The following is a 6858-nucleotide window of genomic DNA, read 5'->3' as shown; positions in this document are numbered from 1 at the left end:
AAGACACCGCCCTTTCACGGCGGTAACACGGGTTCGAATCCCGTACGGGTCATACTAAATGCAGTAGATGTAACTTACATCTACTGCATTTTTTTAATTATGTGCAACAGTTGCTCTATAATCTAACTAAGACGTTATTAAATTTGTGTAAGACTTCGATAAAACTTTCCTCTAATAACTCATTAAAATTGTTTTTCTACGGTTAGCACTCAAGAAGAAAGTCTTCTGTATTTCCATTATTTCCTACGCCACTAAGAAAAATAGGCATAGCAAACATAGATATCAATTTTCAATTCCTCCCTCTAATATGTGAAAACGTCTAAAAATCCTTTCTACGATCCGCTGTTGTGGTTAGAATAGTCGTTCAAGTAGGAGTCAAATAAGCCCGTTCCTTCGACTTCACAGAGCCATCAGAATAACAATTCTTCCATAGGAACGTGTCATTCGTTGTGACTAACATCCTTTTGTTTATCCCGTTCAGAGACAACCGCATATAAGATTTGTTTAACCATAGCTCTATACTATAAAAAAAGGCTCTAAAAATCATACTTTATTCCTCGTCTCTATCAAATATAAGCAATAAAATTATGCAATTTCATATAGAAAAAACTAAATATAATTTAGATTTGCTAAGAGCTCACTTTCTTTGGGCAAATAATCCATGGAAAATCACTATAGTATTGGTATATCCTTTGGAATAAATCTATCTTTCTTTTATAATGGGAATGAATAGAATTAGTTGGAGGTAATAAAAATGAAAAAAAAGCAAAGTAAATGGATTATGAGTACAGCATCTGCTGCATTGGTTGCTGCGGCTGTTGTGCCTACTGCAAGTGCAGCTAGCTTTACAGATATTGCAAAAAGTGATCATAAAGAGGCCATTTTGGCACTAGCAGATTTAAAAATTGTAGGTGGATATCAAGACGGCACATTTAGGCCAAATGCAGTCCTTACGAAAGGCAATGTAACGAAATTTTTAGGAAAATGGCTTGTATCAGAACACTTCCAAGTGCCAGCAGACTACAATAAGAAAGTACGTTTTACAGACTTGCCTACATCTTCAAAAGATAAAGAATTACTACAATACGCTGCGCTTATAAATGATACTGGTATTTTCAAAGGGACTAACAACAAGTTATTACCTTCTGAGTATCTCCCACGTGAACAAATGGCTTCTATTTTAGTACGTGCGATTGAAAAAGTTTACGATATCAATTTAATTGCGATGTATAAAAAAGATAACTTTAAATCTTCTATTACAGATTTAAAGTTAGCTTTACCAGAAAATCGTGAAGCCATCATCGCGTTAGAATATGCAAAAATTACAAATGTAAAGGCATTTAATCCGAAAAACTCATTAACACGTGGTCAATTTGCGTCATTTTTACATCGTTCGATGACGAATATCAATGATATGCTTAAGGAACCTGAAGTGCCATTACTCATCCAAACAGTTAAAGTTGTAGATGCAAATACACTACAGGTGACATTAACAGATGGGACAAGCCATAAGGTAACATTAGCAAAGCCACTTACTGAAAATGTGGAGACGAAGGTAGATTTTAAAATTAATGACAAATCATATTCCGCTGTTGTTACATATGAAGTCAATGAGCTAAAAGTACAATCAATTGAGGGGATTAATGCCTCTCAGATTAAAGTTGTTTTCAACCAAGCAATTGACCCACTGTCTGTGCTAAAAGTAGATGGGAAATTACAGGATAATATTGTAGCTTTCTCTAATGTGGATACTTTAAAATCACTATCTGTAGTGAAAACAGAAATCAGTGCAGATCGAAAATCAATCATCTTTACAATGAATGAGCCATTAAAAGGTACACATCGTTATGTGTTTAATAACATCAAATCTGAAAAGGGCTTAGTGCTTCAAAAAGTAGATGCGAACTTTGTTATTGCTGGGGATACACAATCGCCTACGATTTTAGGAACAACGCAAGGAAACAATTCTTCAATCGTTAAAGTGCAGTTTTCTAAGCCAATGGCAGCATTTCCTAATGAACGCATTCAATTCACATTACCAAATGGTACAAGAGTGGCAAATGTAGTAGGCAGCATTGAGCAAAATGCAACTGAAGCAACCTTTGACTTATCAGCTGCAACAGTAAATGGTAATTATTTATCACCTGGTACAGCTATGCAGATTACATTCGTAGCTGCAACAGATTTGTCAGGAAACATAATTTCACCAAACCCTGCTACTGTATCAGTGAAAAAAGGAGATAAGGATGGTGTTGCGCCGACACTATCTTCTGTCACACAAACTGGACCAAATACTTTCCAGCTATTGTTCTCAGAGGAGATTCAACAGCTTTATCCATATGATCTTTCAATCAAGAGCGGTCAGACTTCAATTTCCGTTAATAAAGTAGAGAAAGATCCTAAAAATGGTCGTTTATTTAATGTTACGGTTGATCCGAAAAGTATACTTCAAGGAATTACAACGATTGGGACAGCTTCTAGCCGTGTAATTACTGATTTATCAGGTGAAACAGCAACATTCTCAACAGCGTATAACTTTATAAGAGATGACAAAGCTCCTGCCCTAATGGGTTCTGATATAGTTTACGAGGATAATGTAGAATATTTACAATTAACTTTCGATAAGCCAGTACAGTTGGGAGCTAACGCAAAAGCATCATTTACTGGAAGCTATATGAATAACCACATTTTGTATGAGTTATCAAGAGGACCTCAAAGTGATATTCATAGCGTAAAAGATCAACCTACAAAATTACGTGTGAAAATAGCAGGATTGCTAGGCCCTTATGATTCAAAGGGAGCTTCTTACGATGGCAAACTATTTTTATCTAATGTTACAAATTTATACGGTGTGCCAATCTATGAAGTGCAAAATGTCAAATTTTCGCGTAATGGTGATTTAAATGTTAATGGTAATAAACTAGCATTAACGCAGAACAATCCAATTCAAACATCTGCAACAGATTATTCTATAAAGGATAATAATATTGTTTATTTAAATTTCAATTATCCAGTAGATCCATCACTCGCTCAAAACGTTCAAAATTATATTATTGATAATGCTCAGGTAGAAAGTGCAGTAGTAGAGGCATCTAATTTAAATCGTATTAAGCTAACATTGAAAAAGGATTCGAATTATTTTAGTGGCATACGTAATTTCACGATTAAAGGCTTAAGAGCAGCAAACTCTATGGAATCATTCGATGAGGTGCGAACATCAGTTAATCTTAAGGAAAATGTCGCACCAAAGAATGTAACTGTTAATGTTAGCAATTCACAAACTTTAGAGGTTGTTTTTAGTGAGCCAGTAATAAACGTTAATATTTTGGACTTTGACATTGTTGTGAACGGTTCTACAGTAACAACAACTACCTATTCACAAGGCAATGGCAATGATAGAGTGTTGATTACAGTACCACAAGGTTTATATGGAAATGTTACGATTCAAGCTTCACCTCGTAATGCTATTATGGATTTCAGTGGGAATAAGTTAGATTTCACTCCACAAACAGTTACATTACCAAGATAAAAGGAATTAAAATTTCCTAAGACATAATGAGGTAAATCCACACTAAAAAATAGCATGCTAGATGTATTCTTAGCATGCTATTTTCTTATGTCATTTTATTGATACTAGACTAATTGGAGATGAACGGTGCTTTGTGTATGTACTGCGTGTTATTTACATGATTAATGATAAAGGTGGCTATATCTTGATTAGTAATTTTTGTACCAGGCATATCAGTAAGGTTTTCCATGATCTGATATGATTTTAAACTATCTTTTACAAATGGCAATCTAATTAATGTCCAGTTGATATGTTTATTATGTAATAAAATTTCCCATTCTAATTTTTTATCCTGCATCATTTTTGGAAAGAAAACTTCGAATATTTTTGCTCCAAAACGATTCAAAATGCTCTTTTTGTCCTCAAGAATAGTTAAAGAACCCCCAGACACACCTATATAACGACTAATGTTTAAATCTTTCATCACATCAAGAATATTTTTAGTTACTTTGCTATATATTTGTTCTCCTTTAGTTGGTTGACCAAATGTATTAATTACGATTTTACAATCTTTAAGAAGCTCTCGGATACTATCTATATCTTGTACTTGCCCCTTCACTACTTCAATTTTCTTATTTTTAAATAACAACCTTTCCGGATTTCTTACAAGCATTCGAACATGGTATCCTTTCTGTATAGCGTGAGTTGCTATATGTCTTCCTACTTTCCCTGTTCCTCCAATTATAGCTATCTTATAAGGGCTATTCATTATATACCTCCAACTAAGCGTGATAGTAAATATACCGACAAACCTTAAGAAAGGTTTCGGGTTTTTTCTATTCTTGGCTAAGTTATGTAAAATTAGTATCATCACCAAAAATCTAGGATGACATTTGTTAAAGCGTGTGCCACGGCTATAAGATGATTGAATGAAGGCTGAACGCCCCTAGGAAAGTGCCCAGTCGGAATGGAAATCAACTCAATGTTATGGTAATGAGTAAATTTTTCTTGACCTTAACGTTACGTAAAGATTTACAGTAGCATTAGTGGAGGTGAAAAAGTATGGAATATACAATTCAAGAGCTTGCCCGATTGTCTGGGGTTAGCACAAGAACACTACGTTATTACGATGAAATTGGATTACTGAAGCCAGCAAGAACGAATGAAGCGGGCTATCGATTTTACGGACAGTTTGAAGTTGATATGCTCCAGCAAATTTTATTTTATAGAGCATTAGATATGAAATTAGCAACCATTAAGGAAATTACTCAAGCGCCTAATTTCCAACATACAGAGGCACTCAAAATCCATCGTGTAGCCTTACTGAAACGCAAGGAGCAGCTGGAAAAAATATTACAAACAGTGGAAAAAACCATTCAATCTATTGAGGAGGAACAGCCAATGACAAATGAAGAGAAATTTAATGGATTTAAAGAGAAGCTAATCGAGGAAAATGAAAAGCAATATGGTGAAGAAATTCGTGGGAAATATGGTAACAAGAAGGTTGATGCATCGAATGCTAAGCTAATGAATATGACAGAGGAACAGTATGAGGCAATGCAGCAGCTAGAACAGCAATTATTTAATCGTTTAAAAGAAGCGATGGAAATTGGCGATACGAAAAATGATGTGGCAATGGAGGTAGCGGAGCTTCATAAGCGTTGGCTTAGCTTTTCATGGTCACAATATTCTAAGGAGGCACATGCTGGTATAGCGCAGATGTATATAGCAGATGAACGATTTACAGCTTATTATGATGAGCGCGTTTCTCAGGGAGCCACAAAATTTTTACATGATGCCATAATTAATTTCGCATTGGCGTAATTATACGAAAAAATAAGTGATTCCTTCTCATGCTTTAATGTTTTAGAAATATTTATTTAGGAAAAAATGAAGGCATGAGGAGGAGATTTTTTTGAACCCACAAGTAATGGAAAAATTAAAAAAGCAATTAGAGCAGGAACTACAGGAAATAGAACAGCAACTTGAGGAATCAGAGCGTCCGCAAGCGACAGAGCTATCTAATTATGATAATCATCCAGCTGACAATGCGAGTGATTTAACGGATCAGCTAACGGAAATGGCGATTGATGAGCACCGTGGGGACAATGCTGAGGAAATAAAGGCTGCACTTCAAGCGATGGAGGAAGGTACATATGGTAAATGTGCTGTATGTGGTGAAGAGATTCCTATTGGTCGCTTAGAAGCTATGCCGAAAGTATTGACGTGTGTTGAACATGCGGAGCACAAAGAAGATAATTTAAGGCCAGTGGAGGAAGATGTGTTGTCTTCTACCCCAAAATCGGATGATTTCATTGAACTTGAGGAATTTGGCTCTTCTGATACACCTCAAGATAAAAGTTAGTAAGCATTTTCACTCACAGGCAGTATAATAGCTGTATGGGGTGAGGATATGGATATAATTGATTTACACTGCGATGCTCTATTGAAATTAACAACTTTAGAAGCGGCAAAATTTGAAGATGATGTGCGTTTGCATGCCAATCGAGAGAGATTACAATTAGGGCGGGTTAAGGCACAAGTATTTGCTATTTTTATTAACCCTAAAATTCCGCAAAATATGCAATTTTTAGAGGCAGTGCGGCAAATTGAAGCTTTTCATACACATGTATTACAAACTGAAGGTATGGTGCATATTACTGATTGGTCGCAATTAGATACTTTAGCTCCGCATGAAATTGGCGCAATTTTAAGCTTAGAGGGCTGTGGTCCAGTCGGTGAAGATTTAGCAAAGCTTTCTGCCATATTAGATGCAGGTGTAAAGCTTGTTGGCCTAACGTGGAATGAAGAAAATGCTGTGGCCCACGGTGCTGAACAGGATGCAAGTCTTGGTTTAAAACCATTTGGTAAAGAGGTTATAAACTTGCTAAATGAGAGAGATATTATTATCGATGTCTCACATTTAAATGAACAAAGCTTCTGGGATGTCCTGCCACTTTCGAAGCATATCATTGCGAGCCATAGTAATGCACGTGCAATTTGTGATCATCCAAGAAATTTAACGGATGCTCAGGCAAAAGCACTTATCAAGCATGGAGGCCATATTCATGTCGTTTACTATCCGCCTTTTATCCATGACAATGCTACGATGGATGATTTAGTAGCGCATGTGAAGCATCTAGCGAATATAGTAGGGGTAGAGCACCTTGGACTAGGTTCAGACTTCGATGGAATAGATGCTACTGTAAAAGGATTAGCACACGCAGGAGAGGTACAAAATTTATTAGAGGCGTTACGTGAACATTTTTCAGTCGAAGAAGTTCGTGGTCTTGCGAGTAATAATTTTCGACGTTATGTAAAAAATGCAGCAACCTGTTAAGGCTGCTGCA

The 6858-nt window shown here is 36.0% G+C and carries 5 protein-coding genes; 4 read left to right on the top strand and 1 reads right to left on the bottom strand.

Annotated features, from left to right (window positions below; translation table 11 throughout):
* Window positions 1–754 precede the first annotated feature (754 nt).
* The gene (locus tag ACQKMV_RS18810; protein WP_427505793.1) at window positions 755–3529 is read left to right on the top strand and encodes an S-layer homology domain-containing protein; all 2775 of its coding nucleotides are present in this window, start codon (window positions 755–757) and stop codon (window positions 3527–3529) included.
* 109 nt (window positions 3530–3638) lie between these two features.
* On the opposite strand, the gene ACQKMV_RS18805 is transcribed toward ACQKMV_RS18810, so the two are convergent.
* Window positions 3639–4277 (bottom strand): NAD(P)-dependent oxidoreductase, encoded by a 639-nt coding sequence (locus tag ACQKMV_RS18805; RefSeq protein WP_427505792.1) that lies wholly within the window; start codon window positions 4275–4277, stop codon window positions 3639–3641.
* Between the two features lie 293 nt (window positions 4278–4570).
* Between ACQKMV_RS18805 and ACQKMV_RS18800 the strand changes: the two genes are divergently transcribed.
* The 3 genes from ACQKMV_RS18800 (at window position 4571) to ACQKMV_RS18790 (ending at window position 6848) form a co-directional block, all read left to right on the top strand.
* A complete protein-coding gene (locus ACQKMV_RS18800) occupies window positions 4571–5332 on the top strand; it encodes a MerR family transcriptional regulator (protein WP_427505790.1) in 762 nt (253 codons plus the stop codon).
* Between the two features lie 91 nt (window positions 5333–5423).
* Window positions 5424–5873, top strand: a complete 450-nt coding sequence (locus tag ACQKMV_RS18795; RefSeq protein ID WP_427505789.1) for a TraR/DksA C4-type zinc finger protein — start codon at window positions 5424–5426, stop codon at window positions 5871–5873.
* 48 nt (window positions 5874–5921) lie between these two features.
* Complete coding sequence (locus ACQKMV_RS18790; protein ID WP_427505787.1) at window positions 5922–6848, top strand: dipeptidase; 927 nt, start codon at window positions 5922–5924, stop codon at window positions 6846–6848.
* Window positions 6849–6858 lie beyond the last annotated feature (10 nt).

Origin of the sequence: Lysinibacillus sp. NPDC094403, assembly GCF_050278745.1 — a bacterium.
Lineage (GTDB): Bacteria > Bacillota > Bacilli > Bacillales_A > Planococcaceae > Lysinibacillus.
The sequence above is the reverse complement of the archived record's forward strand: the minus strand, read 5'-3'. Positions and strand labels throughout refer to the sequence as shown.

Bases quoted from the DNA above. Each gene is read 5' to 3' on its own strand.
- ACQKMV_RS18810 (WP_427505793.1), top strand. From the start codon at position 755: ATGAAAAAAAAGCAAAGTAAATGGATTATGAGTACAGCATCTGCTGCA.
- ACQKMV_RS18805 (WP_427505792.1), bottom strand. From the start codon at position 4,277: ATGAATAGCCCTTATAAGATAGCTATAATTGGAGGAACAGGGAAAGTA.
- ACQKMV_RS18800 (WP_427505790.1), top strand. From the start codon at position 4,571: ATGGAATATACAATTCAAGAGCTTGCCCGATTGTCTGGGGTTAGCACA.
- ACQKMV_RS18790 (WP_427505787.1), top strand. From the start codon at position 5,922: ATGGATATAATTGATTTACACTGCGATGCTCTATTGAAATTAACAACT.